Origin of the sequence: Streptomyces sp. LUP30 (genome assembly GCF_001746365.1) — a bacterium.
Taxonomy (GTDB): domain Bacteria; phylum Actinomycetota; class Actinomycetes; order Streptomycetales; family Streptomycetaceae; genus Streptomyces.
Genome location: NZ_MJAJ01000016.1, coordinates 74,213 through 90,972, shown reverse-complemented (window position 1 = coordinate 90,972; position 16,760 = coordinate 74,213). Strand labels below are relative to the sequence as shown.

The following is a 16,760-nucleotide window of genomic DNA, read 5'->3' as shown; positions in this document are numbered from 1 at the left end:
CATCGCCGGCTCATGCACACGCCGTAAAGTGGCCTGTCCCGCGCCACCGGCGCCGCAGCGACGACACAGACAAGAAGGGGGAGGCGATCGGATGCCGCAGACCGAGACACCAGGCACCGAGGCGGCCCCGCGGACGCGGCTGCGCTGGTGGACCGAGCTGCCCCTGCTGGTGCTGGTGTACCTCTGCTACTCGGCGGGCCGGCTGCTCGCACGCGGTGACGTCTCCACCGCCGTCGACCACGGTCTGGCGATCCTGCGCGTGGAGAAGGTCTTCTACCTCAACGCCGAACACCCGCTGAACCGCCTGTTCACGGCCCACGCCTGGATCGGCGTACCGGCCGACTTCTGGTACGCGTCGCTGCACTACCTGGTCACTCCCGCGATCCTGGTCTGGCTGTTCCGGTCGCGGACGCTGCACTACCGGGCGGCCCGCACCTGGCTGATGGCGTCCACCTTCATGGGCCTCATCGGCTTCACGCTGATGCCCACCTGCCCGCCCCGGCTGCTGTCGGCGAGCCACGGCTTCGTGGACACCATGGCCCAGTACAGCTCGTACGGCTGGTGGGGCGGCGAGGCGAGCGCGCCGCGCGGCATGGGCGGGATGACCAACCAGTACGCCGCCATGCCGAGCCTGCACGTGGGCTGGGCCCTGTGGTGCGGCGTGATGCTGTGGCGGCACGGCGGCACGCGCACGGCGAAGACGGCGGGCGTCGTCTACCCGCTGGTGACGACGCTCGTGGTGATGGGCACCGCCAACCACTACTTCCTCGACGCGGTCGCGGGCGCGGCCGTGATGGGCGTCGGCCTGCTGCTGACCCCGCTGGTGATGCGCGGCGCGGACCGCGCCCGGGTGTGGTTCACGGCCCGGGTCCCGTTGGTCCCGGCGGCCTCCACGGACACATCGGCCTCGATTGTCAGTGGCGGATGCCAGACTTCCACGGGTGAGCGAATTCCACGGCAGCGCGAGTCACGGCACCGGCCCGGAGCCGAGCCCGACGCCTCTCCCTCGGACGCGGGGGACGGCGCTCCGGCAGCGGCTCGCTGAGCTGCGCGGTCCCGACGTACCGGCCAAGGCGCTGGACGCCCGGGCCCTCGCGGCGCTCGCCGCGAACCCGGGCTGCAAGCGGCGCGCGATTCTCGACGGCGCGGGGGTCGACAAGGCGGCGCTGGCCGGCGCGCTGGGCTCGCCCTCGGCCTTCGGGCAGTCGCAGTTCGCCCTGACCCGCGGCAACGCCTTCGAGGCGAAGGTGAAGGCGGACGGCGGCGCCGAACTGCTGCGGCTGGTGCACGAACGGCTGGACCCGGCGGCGGCGCCGCCCGTCGACGCGGCCGTGCCCGAGCTGTCCGCGATCGGCCCCGAGGGCCGCACCGCCCGCACGGCGCTCGCACTGCGCGAGGCCACCGCGGCGGCCGGCGGCTGGACGCTCCTCGACCACCCCATGCTCGCGCTCGACGTCGCGGGCTCCGCCGCCTTCCTGGAGCCGGACGCCGTGGTGGTGCACCCGGACGGCAGCTGGACGGTCGTGGAGATCAAGTCCTTCCCGATGCTGGACGGGTCGGCGGACCCGGCCAAGGTCGGCGCCGCCGCCCGGCAGGCCGCCGTCTACGTGCTGGCCCTGGAGGAGGTCGCCGCCCGCCTCGACCCGGCCCCGCGCGTGCGCCACCGCGTGCTGCTCGTCTGCCCCAAGGACTTCTCCAACCTGCCCACCGCCTCCGCCGTGGACGTGCGCAAGCAGCGGGCGGTCACCAGCCGCCAGCTGGCCCGTCTCACCCGGATCCAGGACATCGCCGACGCCCTTCCCCAGGGCGTCTGTTTCTCCCCCGAGCTGCCCGCCGAACAGCTCACGGCGGCCGTCGAGTCGGTCGCGGCGACGTACGCGCCAGAATGCCTGGCCGCCTGCGAGCTGGCGTTCCACTGCCGTGACCGCTCCCGCGCGGCCGGCGCGGTGACCTCCCTGGGCCGGTCCGTGCGGGCCGAACTGGGCGCGCTGACGACGGTCGAGGACGTGCTGGCGGCGGCGCGCGGCGAGATCGGCGACCCTCGGGACCCGGCGGTGGCCGCACTGCGCAGAGCGGCCGGACTGCGGGCCGAGGCGCTGGACGCGGCCTCCTCGCGCGCCGAGCCGGCGGCCGCTCCGTGGAGCGGGCTGACGCCGACCGCCGGGGCGGTGCCCGCGTGTCGCTGATCGCCACCCTCGCCCGGCTGGAGGCCGTCGCCACCGGACGCGCCCAGCCCACCGCCACCGTCCGCCACCGGCGTCTGTCGGAGCGGCCGCTCGTCTTCGTGCCGCTGACCACCGCCGGTGAGGCCGGCGCCCCGCTGGGCGCACTGGTAGGCACCGACCGGCACGCGCCGCGCCTGCTCGTCGTGCCGCAGCCGCGCGACCGCGACCTGCGGTTCGCGTTCCTCGCCGAACTGGCCGACATCGTGCTGCCCTACATCGACTCGTACGCCGACGTCGTGGAGGCCGCGGAGCGCAACGAGACCGACCCGGAGACCGGTAAGCGCGTCAAGGTCGAGGTCGAACTGTGCGCCGACGCGCCCCAGCTGATCGTCCCCAGCCGCGCGGGCGTCGACTACGTGCGCCTCCTCGGCCGCTCCACCCGGTTCCGGCGGACGGCGGAGCAGGATCCGCAGACGCCGTATCCCGCGCCCCCGCGCGTGCCGCTGCTCGGGCGGTGGCTGACCCACTTCGGGGAGCGGTCCCGGGTGCCCGGCTCCTCCCTGCTGCAGGCCGTGACGGAGCTGCTGGGCCGGCACTGGGCCACGGGCCAGTCCACCCTGGAGGACCAGCACCTCGGGGCCCTGCTCGCCTGGATCGACCCCCCGGCGGGCGAGACGGGCGCGCAGGCGGCGCTGCGGGCGGAGCTGGCACGGGACGCGGACGGCCAACTGCTGTGCCCGCCGGCCGGTCCGGCGACCGACCCGGCGTTCGACAACAGGCTGCTCGCGCCGGCCATCGAGCGTTACGACCGTGCGCGCACCGCCCTGGCCGCCGCCGAGGACGGGCTGCAGGCCGACGACCGGCTGGGCGCGCTCACCGCCGCCGAGGGGGAGATCCGCGCGCTGGTGAGCAGCCGGACGCTGCCCACCTGGGACGCGGTGTGGCGCGGCCTCGATCTGTTGCGGTCGCTGCCGGAGGGCGCGCACGTCGAGGAGCGGTGGACGCGCGACCGCTGGTCGTTCACCGGCCACCGCGACCGGGTCGTCGCCGGCGAGCCCCCGCAGCCGCGCCGGGACGACGCGGTCACCGCCGCGAACAAGCTCGCCACGCGCGAGCGCGAACAGGCCCGCCTGGAGGCCCAGGAGGCGCTAGACGACCCGCTGGTGATGGCGGCACGGCGGCTCGCCGGAGAGGCGTTCGCGGGTGAGGTCGTCGACGTCGTCATGGCGTACAGCGAGGGGAAGAGGCCGAGCCCGCGCCCTCTGGTCACCGTCCGCACGGAGGACCTGCCGCATCTCGCGGAGCGGGCGAAGGTGTACCGGTCGCTCGGCGGCAAGCCGCAGGCGGCGGAGTTCGTGCGCTGGGACGCCGAGGGCTGTGCGGCCGGCGTGGACGGCGGGCACGGCGCGGACGGTGAGGGTCTGCTGGTGCTGCGGATCGTCGACAAGATGGGGCGCGGCAAGGAGCCGGAGGCGGGGTCCGTGCCGGAGAAGGGCGACCGGCTCTGCTTCACGCTCTTCGAGCACGAACAGCGCGGCGGCGCCAAGCTGCCCGATCCGGAGGAGACGCCGTGGACGCACGGCGGGCCGCCCGGCGAGCAGACGCCCGAGGCCCCCGACTCCGTCACCCAGGAGGACCTTCTGTGAGCACCGAGGCCGCCTTCGACCCCGGTACCGCCGCGACCCGTGCCACCGACGCGATCCTGCGCGACACGCTGCACGGCACCGCGCGCGGGGTCGTCGTCGACTCCCCGCCGGGCGCCGGCAAGTCCACGCTCGTCGTCCGCGCCGCGCTCGAACTCGCCGAAGCGGGACGCTCGTTGATGGTGGTCGCCCAGACCAACGCCCAAGTGGACGACCTGGTCGAGCGGTTGGCCCGGAAGAACCCCGAGCTGCCGGTGGGCCGGCTGCACAGCAGCGACGCCGACCCGTACGACAAGGCGCTGGAGCGGCTGCCGAACGTACGGAAGTCGGCGAAGGCGGCGGAGCTGGCCGGGCTGCCGGTGGTGATCTCCACCGCCGCCAAGTGGGCGCATGTGAAGGTGGACGAGCCCTGGCGGCACGCGATCGTGGACGAGGCGTACCAGATGCGGTCGGACGGGCTGCTCGCCGTGGCCGGGCTGTTCGAGCGGGCGCTGTTCGTGGGCGACCCGGGACAGCTGGACCCGTTCTCGATCGTGGGCGGCGAGCAGTGGGCGGGCCTGTCCTACGACCCGTCGGCCTCGGCGGTGTCGACCCTGCTCGCCCACAACCCGCAGCTGCCGCAGCACCGCCTGCCGGTGTCCTGGCGGCTCCCGGCGTCCGCCGCGCCGCTGGTCTCCGACGCGTTCTACCCGTACACGCCGTTCCGCAGCGGGACGGACCACGGCGACCGCCTGCTGTCCTTCGCCGTCCCGTCGGACGGCTCGGGCGCCGACCGGGTGATCGACGAGGCGGCGGAGTCCGGCTGGGGCCTGCTGGAGCTGCCCGCCCGGCACACCCCGCGCACCGATCCGGAGGCGGTGCGGGCGGTCGCCACGGTCGTGCGGCGGCTCCTGGACCGGGGCGGCGCGGCCCTCTCGGACGGCTCCCCCGACCCGACCCCGCTGACCGCCGGCCGGGTCGCCGTCGGCACGGCGCATCGCGACCAGGCGGCCGCGGTGAGGGCGGCGCTGACCGAGCTGGGCGTGGCGGACGTGACCGTGGACACGGCGAACCGGCTGCAGGGCATGGAGTTCGACGTCACGGTGATCCTGCACCCGCTCTCCGGCCGCCCCGACGCCACGGCCTTCCACCTGGAGACGGGCCGCCTGTGCGTCCTGGCCTCCCGCCACCGGCACGCGTGTGTGGTGGTGTGCCGGGCGGGGGTGGGCGACCTGCTGGACGAGTACCCGTCGACGGAGCCCGTCCAGCTGGGGACGCTGGTGAAGTTCCCGGACGGCTGGGAGGCCAACCACGCCGTCCTGGCCCACCTCGCGGAACACCGCGTCCCGTGGAGTCCGTGAGTCCCACGGGGCCGGGAACATCCGGGGGCGTTCGGGGCTTGAGAGTCCGGGGCCGAATGGCTCTTGCGTCACCGGGGGACAATGGAAGGTGGTCCACTCCACCGGTGCTGTCCACCTGTGGCGTCATCCGAACCGTACGAGGAGGCCGAGACATGGCGGAGCCCACGCCGCGTCGGAACGAACCGCGGCTACGCCCCGCGCCCCTGCTCTTCGAGCCCGCCGAGGCGACCGGTGATCCGGAACACTTCTTCGACCTGGAGTCGATAGACGATCCGGGGGCGCTGCTGGCGCGGGCGACGGAGCTGACGCTCGCGTTCCGTGCGGCGGCCGACCGAGCGGTGGAGTTCCAGGCCATGGCGGCCGCGCAGCTCGCCGATCCGCGCCGCTTCGACCGGCTGACCGCGGCGGACATCGCCGAGCGGGCCGAGTGGACCGAGGACTACGCGAAGAAGATGGTCGAGTTCGGCCGTGATCTGTTGCGGGGCGACTCCGAGGGCCGGGGCCACGCCGACCCGGTCTGAGCCGTTGAACACCCGGCCGCCTGGGCGCCTGGGCGCCGGGCCGAGCCGCATCCACCCTCTGGCATATGCCGGGCGGGCAAGATACTCCTCCCCCGCACCCGGCGTCCCGGTTTCCGGCAACCCTGTGAAATCGACCGTTCACTCCAGGTAGACCTGGGGGCATGAGCAGCGCATACGACGAACCTCTCGGCGTCACCCCGGACGGCGCGGCCTGGCTGGCGTCCGCCGGAACGTATCCGCGCAGCACGCTCGCCCTCTGGGAGGAGCGCCCACGGGCCCCGGTGGTCCTGCCGTGCGGCTCGGTGTTCGACATCGTCAGCGCGCCCTCGATGTTCGGACGGCTGATGCTCGACCGGCTGTGGGCCGAGGGGCCGGGCTCCGGCCCGGTGGCCGCGTTCCGCGGACGCACGCTGCTGTTCGCCGCGCCGGGCACCGCCCAGCGGCTGCCCTCACTGCTGGAGTGGGAGGAGTGGGGCGTCGACGGCCGCCGGGAGGGCCGCACCTCGACCGTGCCGCCACTGCTGTGCCACGGGACCGGGGACGCGGTGACCGTGCCCGCGCTCACCCCCTCGGGCGCCGGGTGCGCCACCCGGTGGGTGGTGGCCCCGGACACCCGTCATCCCTGGCTGCCGGGCCCCGAAATCCTGCTGTGGGCGGCGGTCCGGGCGGCCCGCTCGGCGGTGCGCATATCGATTTCTCCTCCCCCCGACCAGGATGCTAAGGTCTACGACGTCAGCAGGCGCCGCTAGCTCAGTTGGTTAGAGCAGCTGACTCTTAATCAGCGGGTCCGGGGTTCGAGTCCCTGGCGGCGCACAGACGGCAGAGGCCCCTCGCGGAAGCGAGGGGCCTCTCGCATGTCCGGCACGGGCGCGCTCTCAGAGGTTCACGCCCGGTGTGATCTTCACCGTCCACTCGCCCGAAGGCGTGCGCCCCTCCACGTCCACGCGGACGCCGTTCCCGGGGACGGTGAAGCTCTCGCCGAGGCCCACCGGGGCGTCCGCGAGGGGCGGGTAGACGGAGTTCTCCCAGCAGGCCTCGGTGCGTGGATGGGCGTCGAGCACCTCCACGGGGCCACGGCCGGAGCGGGCCCCGCTGCTGACGCGGTAGACGAGGATGCCGGAGCGGCAGGCCGCGCTGTCGTCGCCCACCGGGGCGCGCACCTCGAAGGCGAGCGCACTGTCGGGGCCGGTGCGCACCACCGCGAGCTTGACGCCGCCGCCGAGCCCGAAGGCCGGCGGGCCGGCGGCGCGGGTGACCGGCACTCCGGGGCCGGCGGCGAGCGGTTCCAGGGTGAGCCGCGTCGGGCCCGGGCCCCGCACGCACACCACCTGTCGGTCGTCCAGCCAGCCCAGCTTCCACTTGTGCCAGGCGAACAGGTCCGGGGCGAGACCGAACTGGCTGCCCATCAGGTCCCAGTCGCCGACGTAGGTGTCCCAGTCGCCCTTGCCGTCGGCGGGCCGGTGATAGAGATCGGGCAGGTCGAAGACGTGGCCGGTCTCGTGGGCGAGGACCAGCCGGTCCGGGGGGTGCTTCTCGAAGACGGTGACCACGCGGGGGATGTCCGTGCCGTCGGCGTGCAGCGGCGTCTGCAGGTTGACGACCTTCGTCGCGTCCGAGTCGACGCCGGGCGCGTCGGGGTCGGCCACGAAGTAGACGAGGTCGTAGCGGGAGAAGTCGACGTGCGGGTCGGCCGCGGCGAGCGCGTCGCGCAGATAGGCGGCCCGGCCGGCGGCACTCCAGTCGCGCTGTATGGCGTACGCGGTGGACGGCTTCGGCATGCGGATCCACCGCTTGAGCGGGTGTGCGCGCAGGCTGAACCTGCCGTAGGAGGCCTGCCGGAAGAAGCGGCTGGTGGCGGGGAAGTGATCGGCGGCCAGTTCGGCGGGGGACGCCATGGGGGTCCAGTCCGGGAAGGACAGGAAGACCATGACCGCGTCGAGGGCGCGCGTCGGGCGGGGGTAGGCGGTGTTCCAGGTGTCCAGGCCCTCCGAGTGGTGGGCGTCGGTGCGGGCCAAGGCGCAGGGCGCGGCGGAGTAGGGCCCGGCGACCGAGGGCCCGCCGATCAGGGAGGTCGCGGCGAGCGCCGAGAGGGTGGTGAACACGGCCGCGGTACTGCGCAGCCGGGGGTAGGGGAACAGTCGCACGGGTCGCGGCAGACGCGGCACAGAGACCTCCGGGTGCGGTTCACGGGACACCGCCACCCAGCCTGTGTGAATTTGTCGTACTACGCCCTGTTTGTCTGCCCCAGACGAGTGAGGCGGCGGGAATCGGGCATCACCCCGACACCCCCGGAATTCTCACGGAACGTCACAAGCGGTCGCCCACCCTCAGAACGGGGCCAGGTGCGGGCAGAAACGATCTGTCAGAAGGGTGGGTTGTTCCGGGACACTGGGCAGTGGCTGCGCGGGTCCGGGGGCAGCCACTATGATCGGCAGACTTTCCTGCACGGACAGAGATCGAGTGCACTGCGGGAGCGAGCGGTGAGCGGAACGTCCGAAGGGCCGACGCCCGCGGCAGACCTCGACCGGTCAGCCGTCACAGAGAGTGACATCGACAGTACGGAAAGCGGATCGCCGGGCCCCCAGCCGCCGGCCTACCGTTCCGTCTTCGGCGCGGCGCCCCTCGCCATGGCCGTCGTCGACAGCGAGGGTCGCATCGTCGACGCCAACGACGCGTTCGGCGCGCTGCTCGGCAGCGGAGGCAGCGGCACGGGGCTGGCCGGGCGGGTCGCCTCCGACCTGCTGGACCTGGCCTCCGACGCCCGGACCTGGCACGCCTACCGGGAGGTGCTGCGCGGCCGACGGGCGAAACTGCGCTGCAGCCGGCGGCTGAAGCAGCCCGACGGCCGCTCGCTGTGGACGCAGATCACGGTCTCCCCGCTCGACGCGGACGAACCCGGCGTGCTGCTGTCCGTCACCGACGTCAGCGCCCATCGTGACCTGCAGGCCAGACTGCGCCACCTGCAGATGCACGACCCGGTGACGCGGCTGCCCAACCGCACCCTCTTCTTCGAGCGGGTGTCGGCCGCGCTGGAGGCGGAGGCGTACGAGCAGAGCGGGACCGGCCGGATCGGCCTGTGCTACCTGGACCTCGACGGTTTCAAGGCCGTCAACGACACCCTCGGTCACCGCGTCGGCGACCGGCTGCTGACCGCCGTCGCCCAGCGGCTGACGGAGTGCGCCGCCGCGGCCGGGCAGACCCGGCCGAGCGTGCCGCTGGTGGCCCGGCTCGGCGGCGACGAGTTCGCCCTGCTCGTCGAGGACTCCACCGGCACCGATCAGCTCGCCGACCTGGCCGAGTGCGTGCTCAAGGCGCTCCAGGCGCCCTTCGACCTGGCCGGACACCGGCTGGCCGTCTCCGCCTCGATCGGCGTCGTGGAGCGGCACGCGGCCGGCACGACCGCGACCGGACTGATGCAGGCCGCGGACACGACCCTGTACTGGGCGAAGGTGGACGGCAAGGACCGCTGGACGCTCTTCGACCCCGAGCGCAACGCCCATCTGATGACCCGGCAGGCCCTGGCCTCCACACTGCGGCCCGCCATCGAGCGCGGTGAGTTCCGCCTCGATTACCAGCCACTGGTCGGCATGTCGGACGGCCGGCTGCGCGGGGTGGAGGCGTTGGTGCGCTGGGACCACCCCCGGTTCGGTCTGCTGTCGCCGAATCGGTTCGTCGCGCTGGCCGAGGAGGACGGCTCGATCGTCCCGCTCGGGCGATGGGTTCTGGCCACCGCGTGCCGGCAGGCCCGGCAGTGGCAGCTGGACAACCCCGACGAGCCGCCGCTGTTCGTCAGCGTCAACGTGGCGGTCCGGCAGGTGTGGGACTCCGACCTGGTGGCGGACGTGGCGAAGATCCTCGCCGAGACCGGGCTCCCCCCGCGTCTGCTGCAGCTGGAGCTGACCGAGTCGGCGGTGATGGGCTCGGCGGGACGGCCGTTGCAGGCGTTGCAGGCGCTCAGCGAGATGGGTGTGGGGATCGCCATCGACGACTTCGGCACCGGCTACTCCAATCTCGCCTACCTGAGCCGGCTGCCGGTGTCGGTGCTGAAACTGGACGGGTCCTTCGTGCGCGGCTTCCAGTACGAGAGCGACAAGGAAGGGGCCGCCCCGCCGAACCCGGCCGACCAGGTCGTCGTCGAGGCGATGATCGACCTCGCCCACCGGCTGGGACTCACCGTCACCGCCGAGTGCGTGGAGACGTCCGCGCAGGCGACCCGGCTGCGCAGCATCGGCTGCGACACCGGGCAGGGGTGGCTGTACTCCCGCCCGGTGTCACCGGAGCGCATCTCCGAGTTGCTGGGAGCGGAAACCGGAACGCAGTCCGCGGAGGGCTCCGGAACGCAGACCTACGCCGTCGGCAACCCGTAGGCGTCGGCGACCAGTTCGTAGGAGCGCAGGCGCAGCTCGCCCCGGTGGGCATGGCTGGTGAGCATCAACTCGTCGGCGCCGGTGCGCTTGTGGAGGCCGTCGAGGCCGGTGCGGACCTCGTCGGCGGTGCCGTGGATGATGTTCGCGGTCCAGGAGTCGACGAACTCCCGCTCCATCGGGCCGAGTTCGTAGGCTTCCGCCTCCTCGGGGGAGGGGAACAGGCCGGGGCGGCCGGTGCGCAGCCGGACCATGTTGACGCCGGTGGCCAGGACCTGGCGGCGGGCCTCGCGCTCGTCGTCGGCGGCGAGCACGGAGACGCCGATCAGCGCGTAGGGCTCGGCGAGCACCGCCGACGGCCGGAAGGACTCCCGGTACAGGTCGAGGGCGGGGACGGTGTTCTGCGCGGAGAAGTGGTGCGCGAAGGCGAAGGGCAGACCGAGCAGTCCGGCCAGCCGGGCGCTGAAGCCGGAGGAGCCGAGCAGCCAGACCGGCGGCCGGTGCGGCGACTGCACCCCGCCCGGGGAGGAGCCCTGGACCGGGCCGGGGATGGCGTGGATCCGGCGGTAGCGGTGACCGTCGGGGAAGTCGTCGTCCAGGAAGCGGGTGAGCTCGGCGAGCTGCTCGGGGAAGTCGTCGGCGCCCTCGTTCAGAGTGGCTGACCGGCGCAGGGCGGCGGCCGTCGCGCCGTCGGTGCCCGGAGCGCGGCCGAGTCCCAGGTCGATGCGGTGCGGGGCCAGCGCCTCCAGGGTCCCGAACTGCTCGGCGATGACGAGGGGCGCGTGGTTGGGCAGCATGACACCGCCCGAGCCGAGCCGGATGCGCTCGGTGTGCGCGGCGAGGTGCGCGAGGATCACGGCGGGCGAGGAGGACGCGACGCCCGGCATGGAGTGGTGCTCGGCGACCCAGTAGCGGTGGAAGCCGCGCGACTCGGTGAACTTCGCGAGCTCGACACTGGTGCGCAGGGCGTCGGTGGCGGTCCGGCCGGAGCCGACGGTGACCAGGTCCAGCACGGACAGGGGGACCGGAGCACTCCCCCGCGCCGAACCCCGGATCTCGTCCGAGGCCGCGACACCGGTCGCCGGCGTCCCGTCCGCCGTCGTCCCTGCCCCCGCCGTCCCGGTCGCCGGCCTTTCGGCCGTCGGCCTTTCGGTCGCCGTCGCCCTGGGCGCCGTCGCGTCCGCCGCCGTCTCGTCCGCCGCCACGGGGGTCCTCCTGTCGTCGACCGTGTGTCCGTCCTCGTCGCACTAACAGGAGGCTGTCCCCGCTTATTCCCGTCCGGTCCGGAGATCAGACCTGCACGATCGGCTCCCGGACGAACAGCGCGCCGAGCCCCGGCGCGTGGACGCGGCGGTCCGTCAGCCGCAGCGCTTCCCAGACCGTGACCTGGTTGGCGGTCAGGACCGGCTTGCCGAGCTCCTTCTCCAGCGCCGGCAGACAGGCGGCGGTGTGCAGGGCGGTGCCGGGCAGCACGACCGCCTGGGCCTCGGGCGTGTCGGCCGCCCGCGCCAGAGCGAGCACCTCGCCTTCGCCCCAGGCGGCGACCTCGGCCGCGGTGACGATCCCGGCGCTGCGGACGCCGGTCACCTCCAGGCCGCCGGCCCGCAGGAAACCGGCGAACAGCGCGGCCACGTCGTCCGGGTAGGTCGCGGCGACGGCGACCCGTGCGGCCCCGACCTCACGGGCCGCGTGCACGAAGGCGAAGGAGGTGGAGGAGGCCGGCATCCCCGCGGTGGTGGCCAGGGTGCGCACCTGCTCCTGGGCGCCGTCCCAGCCGTGCACGAAGCCGCCGCTCGTGCAGGCCCACACGACCGCCTCGGCGCCGGCGAGCCGCAACTCCTCGACGCCCTTGGCGAGCCGCTCGGGCGCGCCCATCTGCTGTAGCGCGTCGACCCGGTGCGTGTCCTCCACGACGTCCGTGTGGACGAGGTCCACCCGGATGTCGCTGCCCAGGAGCTGCTCGATGCGGGGGTAGTCGTCCTCGGCCGAGTGGCCCGGGTAGAGGAAACCGAGTGCGGTCATGTCCAGCCTTCCTGCTGCTGTTCTTCTTCCGTCGGTGCCGGGGCTTCCCGCGGTACGGAGAGTTCCCGCAGCGCACGGGTGTCCGGCGGTTCGGTGGGCCACACGCGCGCCGGGACTTCCAGCAACGCCTGTACGGTCCCACCGCTCGGGTACCCAATCGGCGCAGCGCCGCCCACCCGGTCACCTGGTTGGCCGAGATGACCGGTATATGCGATTCCGCACTCGGGCGGGGGCGGGGCCGGCCGGAACCGGGAAGCGGCAAGGGGGGAAGCCGGCCCGGGGAAGGGAAGGAGGGGCCGGAGGCAACAAGCCGGTGGGGCCGCCGTGTTGACGACCGTGGGTTCGGGTGCGAACGTGGTCGATCCGCGCACGTCAGACACTGGGGTCAGGGACGAAGGGGGCACCGGATGAGCGTCGCCCCCGCGGCTCTTCCCACGCTTCTCGTCCTCGACGCCGATCCCCTCCCCCGGCTGGGCCGGCTCACCGGGCGGGCCCGCGTGCTGCACACCGACGAGGCCTCGCTCGCGGAACGGCTCCCGGCCGCGGACGTGCTGCTGGTCTGGGACTTCACCTCGCACGCGGTGCGCGCCGCCTGGCCGGGCGAGGGGCCCAGACCGCGCTGGGTGCACACCGCGAGCGCGGGCGTGGACCATGTGATGTGCCCGGAACTCGCCGCGTCGGACACGGTGGTGACGAACGCGCGCGGCATCTTCGACGAGCCGATCGCCGAGTACGTCGCCGCGCTGGTCCTGGCGATGGCCAAGGACCTGCCGCGCACCTGGGAGCTCCAGCAGCGCGGGGAATGGCTGCACCGGGAGAGCCGGCGGGTCGCGGGGGGCCGGGCCGTGGTCGTCGGCTCCGGGCCGATCGGCAGGGCGATCGCCCGCACGCTGAAGGCGCTCGGGATGACCGCCGCGGTCGTGGGCCGGGTCCCGCGCACCGGCATCCACGGCCCCCAGGACCTGGACCGGCTCCTCGCCCGCGCCGACTGGGTGATCGCCGCCGCCCCGCTCACCGAGCAGACGCGTGGCATGTTCGACACCCGTCGCTTCGGCGTGATGCAGCCCTCCGCCCGGTTCGTGAACGTCGGCCGCGGGCAGCTGGTCGTCGAGGACGCGCTGGTGCGGGCGCTGGAGCGGCGCTGGATCGCGGGCGCCGCCCTGGACGTCGTCACCGATGAGCCCCTCGCCCCCGACAGCCCGCTGTGGCACGTCCCCGGGTTGCTGATCTCGCCCCACATGAGCGGCGACATCGTCGGGTCGTACGACGAACTCGGCGCGCAGTTCGTGGAGTTGTTCGAGCGGTGGGCGGCGGGCCGGCCCCTGAAGAACGTGGTCGACAAGCAGCGAGGCTACGTCCCCGGACACTGACGGCCGCGGGCGGTCAGGCGGTGGCCGGAGCGGTCCGGCGCAGCTCCTCCTGCCAGACCGGGCTCGCGAAGTAGTGGTTGTCGTAGAGCTCGGAGCTCGCCCGGATCTCCTCGACGTCCGCCTCGCCGCGGTACACCCGCTCCAGCAGCCGGTAGTAGTCGAAGCGGTGCAGGCCGGGGGTGAACAGGACGAGGAGTTCGGCGGTGCTGTCGGGAGCCGGCGCGAACGCGTGCGGGACGGTCGGCGGGACGGTCAGGAAGTCGCCCGCGCCCAGGGTGCGCACCTCGTCGCCGACCAGGAAGCGCATCGTGCCGTCGAGGACGAGGAAGACCTCGGTGGCCTTGGTGTGGAAGTGCGCGGGGGCGCCGGGCGACCCCTTGGCGAAGGTCGCCTTGTTGGCGGTGACGGCCCCGTCGGTGGCGCCCGCGTCGGCGAGCAGGGTGATCAGGCTGAGGGCGCCGTCCTGCACGGTCTCGGCCTGGTCGGCGCGGACGAGGAGGGGGCTGCTGCTCATGGGGACTCCCGGAGGTCGGTCGGGTCGGTCGGTGGTCCGCGGGCGGAGCCGCAGGACGGGCACACAGACAAATCTAGGCGGTCGAAAGACCCGGCGAGGGGTTCAATAAGGGGGCACTCTCATGGGTCAATTTCAGGCCGCCCGAGGGAGGCGCGCCGGGCGACCGCGCACGGAAAGCGAGTCTTTCCGGCGCGGTCGGATCATCCCGTCATGTCCCCCTGCGCCGCGAAGGGGGAGAGACGTGAAAAGGGGCGCAGATCCCGTCATGGGGCCGTTCGGCATGCTGGACGGCACCGGTGAGCGGGAGGGAGTCCCGGACGCATCGCGCGGGTGACCGGGGCTCACTCGCCGAGCGCCTTTGCCATGGCGATGATCCGCTCCTGACCAGCGGGGCTTCGACACGGCGACCGGCCGGGTCCGCCGCACCCGTCCCGCGACCGAGGGGCCCTGCGACGATCGGGGCCGGAAGTGACCGGCATGACTCGTATGAAGTCGGGTAGCCGCGCGCCCATGGCTCGACCACATGCACACCGATCAGAAACCGGCACCAGACCCCCCGGAGGGCTGAGCCGCCGTTCGCTCTTTGCAGGAGCGGTGTCGCTGGGCATCGCGGGGGGTCTCGGGGCGGCCGGCTGCAGCCGCGTCCCGGGCGACGGGAAGGTGCTGGGAGGCAGCCTCCTGGACGCCCTGCGCGATCAAGGATCCGTGAAGATCGGCATCGCGAGCGAGCCACCCTTCGGCTACGTCGGAGACGACGGTCAGGCCACCGGAGAAGCGCCCGCGATCGCGAGGGTGATCTTCAAGAAGCTCGGCATCGACGACGTCAAGCCGGTGCCGGTGGACTTCGCCGCCCTGATACCCGGGCTGAAGGCGCGGCAGTTCGACGTGGTGTCCGCGGGGATGTACATCAACCCGGTCCGGTGCGAGCAGGTGCTGTTCGCCGACCCGGACTATCTGATGCTGGACGCCTTCATCGTCAGGAAGGGCAACCCGCACGGCATCAAGACATACGACGACGCCAAGAAGAAGGGGCTGAAGCTCGCCACCGGCAAGGCCACCGCCCAGACCGACTACGCCAAGGCGGCGGGCATCCGCGACGTCCTGGTCCTGCCGGACCAGGTGGCCGGGCTGGACGCGGTCGCGCAGGGCCGGGTGGACGCCTTCGCGGCCACCCGCATCACGGTCAAGTCGGCGGTGGCGGGTTCCGCACGGGTGTCGGCCACCGAACCGTTCCAGCCCGTGGTCGACGGAAAGCCCGCCTACGGCGCGGGCGGCTTCGCCTTCCGGCAGTCCGAGCGGAACCTGCGTGACGCCTTCAACGCGGAACTGCTGAAGCTCAAACAGGACGACTACCGCGAACTCCTCGGGATTGTCGGCCCGTTCGGCTTCACCAAGGCCGACATGACAGGCCTCACGGCGAAGGAGTTGTGCGGCTGATGATGAGTTCCGAGTTCTTCACCACCTGGTTCCTGCCGGGCGTCTGGGTCACCGTCCAGGTGACCCTCTACGCGGCCGTCCTCGGCGCGGCCGTCTCGTTCGGGATCGGTCTCGCCCGCGGCTCACGGCTGTGGATCGTCCGCTTCGTGGCCGGCGCCTACTTCGAGGTCTTCCGTGGCATGTCGGCGCTGGTGCTGATGTTCTGGATGTTCTTCGCGCTGCCGCTCTTCGGCTGGCAGTTGGAGCCCCTGTGGGCCGGGGTCAGCGCGCTGGGCCTGACCTACGGGGCCTACGGCTCCGAGATCGTCCGCGGCTCGCTGGCCGCCGTACCCACGGCGCAGAAGGAGGCGGGCGTCGCGCTCAACTTCACCCGGTGGCAGCGGCTGCGTCTGATCGAACTGCCCCAGGCCTGGCCCGAGATGATGCCGCCGTTCAACAACCTGCTGATCGAGTTGCTGAAGGGCACCGCCCTGGTCTCGGTCATCACGGTGGCCGACATGACGTTCGCCGGCAACCTGTTCCGGCTGGGCACCAACGAGACCACCCCCATCTACACGCTGCTGCTGGTCCTCTACTTCGTCCTCGCCTTCGTCATCACCCGCGGCATGCGGATGCTGGAACGCAGGGCCAAGGCCGGGGTCGGGGAGCGGCCGGAGAAGTCCGGCGGCATCGGCGCCCGGCCCGGCGCACGCGCCACGAGCGTGCGCGCAGGTTCGCAGTCCGCGGGAGGTGTGCGATGAACTGGGACTGGAACGTCGTGGACGACTTCATGCCGCGGTTCTGGGACGGTGTGCTCGTCACCCTGCAGGCGCTGGCCGTCGGCAGCCTGATCGCCTTCGCGCTCGGTCTGGTCTGGGCGCTGGCGCAGCGGTCCTCGCGCGTCTGGGTGCGTTGGCCGGTCGTCGCGGTGACGGAGTTCATCCGCAACACCCCGCTGCTGGTGCAGCTGTTCTTCCTGTTCTACGTGGTGCCGAACTTCGGTCCCTCGATGTCGCCGCTCACCACCGGCGTCGTCGGCCTGGGGCTGCACTACTCCACGTACACCGCCGAGGTCTACCGGGCGGGCATCGACGGCGTCCCGGCCGGCCAGTGGGAGGCGGCCACGGCGCTGAGCCTGTCCAGGGGCCGCACCTGGCGGGTGGTGATCCTGCCGCAGGCGATCCGCCGCGTCGTCCCGCCGCTGGGCAACTACGTCATCGCCATGCTCAAGGACTCTCCGATGATCGCGACCATCGGAGCGTTCGACATGCTCGGCGAGGCCCAGACCTTCAGCAACGAGACCTTCACCACGGAGGCGCTCACCGTGGTGGGCGTGGCGTTCATCGTCATCGCCTACCCCGCCTCCCTCCTGATCCGAGTCCTGGAGCGACGCCTTGTCCGCTGA

General features: G+C 72.9%; 15 protein-coding genes and 1 tRNA gene. 12 read left to right on the top strand and 4 right to left on the bottom strand.

Translation table 11 applies throughout. The annotated features are described in order from the left end of the window. The first annotated feature begins 91 nt into the window (after positions 1–91). The 7 genes from BG482_RS15785 (at position 92) to BG482_RS15755 (ending at position 6,482) form a co-directional block, all read left to right on the top strand. Positions 92–1,045 (top strand): phosphatase PAP2 family protein, encoded by a 954-nt coding sequence (locus BG482_RS15785; RefSeq protein ID WP_069769649.1) that lies wholly within the window; start codon positions 92–94, stop codon positions 1,043–1,045. Next, positions 942–2,186, top strand: a complete 1,245-nt coding sequence (locus tag BG482_RS15780) for a hypothetical protein (protein WP_069769648.1) — start codon at positions 942–944, stop codon at positions 2,184–2,186. Before BG482_RS15785 ends, BG482_RS15780 begins: the two co-directional genes overlap by 104 nt. Next, entirely contained in the window at positions 2,177–3,811 is a 1,635-nt protein-coding gene (locus tag BG482_RS15775; RefSeq protein ID WP_069769703.1) for a hypothetical protein, read from the top strand. Before BG482_RS15780 ends, BG482_RS15775 begins: the two co-directional genes overlap by 10 nt. After that, entirely contained in the window at positions 3,808–5,148 is a 1,341-nt protein-coding gene (locus BG482_RS15770) for an AAA domain-containing protein (RefSeq protein ID WP_069769647.1), read from the top strand. The genes BG482_RS15775 and BG482_RS15770 overlap by 4 nt, the downstream gene beginning before the upstream one ends. Before the next feature lie 152 nt (positions 5,149–5,300). Beyond that, positions 5,301–5,669 (top strand): hypothetical protein, encoded by a 369-nt coding sequence (locus BG482_RS15765; RefSeq protein ID WP_069769646.1) that lies wholly within the window; start codon positions 5,301–5,303, stop codon positions 5,667–5,669. Positions 5,670–5,830: 161 nt separating this feature from the next. Further along, positions 5,831–6,418: a bifunctional DNA primase/polymerase gene (locus BG482_RS15760; protein ID WP_069769645.1), complete on the top strand. Its 588-nt coding sequence runs from the start codon at positions 5,831–5,833 to the stop codon at positions 6,416–6,418. Then, a tRNA-Lys gene (locus BG482_RS15755) sits at positions 6,409–6,482 on the top strand. The genes BG482_RS15760 and BG482_RS15755 overlap by 10 nt, the downstream gene beginning before the upstream one ends. 62 nt (positions 6,483–6,544) lie before the next feature. Here BG482_RS15755 and BG482_RS15750 read toward each other — a convergent pair. Continuing rightward, on the bottom strand, positions 6,545–7,825 hold the full coding sequence (locus BG482_RS15750) for a M6 family metalloprotease domain-containing protein (RefSeq protein WP_069769702.1): 1,281 nt from the start codon (positions 7,823–7,825) through the stop codon (positions 6,545–6,547). Between the two features lie 324 nt (positions 7,826–8,149). Here BG482_RS15750 and BG482_RS15745 point away from each other — a divergent pair, with 324 nt between their 5' ends. Next, positions 8,150–10,036 carry a bifunctional diguanylate cyclase/phosphodiesterase gene (locus BG482_RS15745; protein ID WP_069769644.1) on the top strand — a complete coding sequence of 629 codons (1,887 nt, stop codon included), beginning with the start codon at positions 8,150–8,152 and terminating at the stop codon, positions 10,034–10,036. Here BG482_RS15745 and BG482_RS15740 read toward each other — a convergent pair. Continuing rightward, positions 10,015–11,088, bottom strand: a complete 1,074-nt coding sequence (locus BG482_RS15740; protein ID WP_069769701.1) for an LLM class flavin-dependent oxidoreductase — start codon at positions 11,086–11,088, stop codon at positions 10,015–10,017. The genes BG482_RS15745 and BG482_RS15740 overlap by 22 nt on opposite strands. Before the next feature lie 235 nt (positions 11,089–11,323). Further along, positions 11,324–12,055: an aspartate/glutamate racemase family protein gene (locus tag BG482_RS15735; RefSeq protein WP_069769643.1), complete on the bottom strand. Its 732-nt coding sequence runs from the start codon at positions 12,053–12,055 to the stop codon at positions 11,324–11,326. A 407-nt stretch (positions 12,056–12,462) separates the two neighbouring features. Here BG482_RS15735 and BG482_RS15730 point away from each other — a divergent pair, with 407 nt between their 5' ends. Then, positions 12,463–13,425, top strand: a complete 963-nt coding sequence (locus BG482_RS15730; RefSeq protein WP_069769642.1) for a D-2-hydroxyacid dehydrogenase — start codon at positions 12,463–12,465, stop codon at positions 13,423–13,425. A 13-nt stretch (positions 13,426–13,438) separates the two neighbouring features. On the opposite strand, the gene BG482_RS15725 is transcribed toward BG482_RS15730, so the two are convergent. Continuing rightward, positions 13,439–13,939 (bottom strand): cupin domain-containing protein, encoded by a 501-nt coding sequence (locus BG482_RS15725; RefSeq protein WP_069769641.1) that lies wholly within the window; start codon positions 13,937–13,939, stop codon positions 13,439–13,441. A gap of 510 nt (positions 13,940–14,449) precedes the next feature. On the opposite strand from BG482_RS15725, the gene ehuB reads away from it, so the two are divergent. From ehuB to ehuD, 3 genes are read left to right on the top strand one after another with little or no spacing between them, the layout of a single operon-like run. Next, positions 14,450–15,376: an ectoine/hydroxyectoine ABC transporter substrate-binding protein EhuB gene (gene ehuB / locus BG482_RS15720; RefSeq protein ID WP_069769640.1), complete on the top strand. Its 927-nt coding sequence runs from the start codon at positions 14,450–14,452 to the stop codon at positions 15,374–15,376. Continuing rightward, positions 15,376–16,116 (top strand): ectoine/hydroxyectoine ABC transporter permease subunit EhuC, encoded by a 741-nt coding sequence (ehuC, locus tag BG482_RS15715; protein ID WP_069769700.1) that lies wholly within the window; start codon positions 15,376–15,378, stop codon positions 16,114–16,116. The genes ehuB and ehuC overlap by 1 nt, the downstream gene beginning before the upstream one ends. After that, entirely contained in the window at positions 16,113–16,760 is a 648-nt protein-coding gene (gene ehuD, locus BG482_RS15710; RefSeq protein ID WP_069769639.1) for an ectoine/hydroxyectoine ABC transporter permease subunit EhuD, read from the top strand. Before ehuC ends, ehuD begins: the two co-directional genes overlap by 4 nt.